The following is a 260-nucleotide window of genomic DNA, read 5'->3' on the forward strand; positions in this document are numbered from 1 at the left end:
AGGGAATCTTCCATATGACACAAGCTCAAATACAGTAAGACCCGTTGGCACTTCTGCAGTTTGTGGTAAAATCGCCATTTTCTTTGCAATTTCTTTCGTTGGCTGTTTCTCAATTGCTTTTCCGTCAAGATAAACAGTACCTTGCTTTGCCTTCAAAATACGAGACGCCGTTTTTAATAATGTGGACTTCCCACAACCATTTGGTCCAATAATTGTTGTAATTTTCCCTTCCGGAATTTCAACTGTTAATCCATCAATAA

1 protein-coding gene is annotated in these 260 nt (G+C 38.5%); it reads right to left on the bottom strand.

Annotated elements, in window-relative coordinates; genetic code table 11:
* A partial coding sequence (locus MR107_RS30790; protein WP_242293207.1) for an ATP-binding cassette domain-containing protein occupies positions 1 to 258 on the bottom strand: 258 nt, incomplete at its 3' end.
* Positions 259 to 260 lie beyond the last annotated feature (2 nt).

Source organism: Bacillus cereus group sp. BfR-BA-01441 (assembly GCF_022663075.1).
Classification (GTDB): domain Bacteria; phylum Bacillota; class Bacilli; order Bacillales; family Bacillaceae_G; genus Bacillus_A; species Bacillus_A cereus.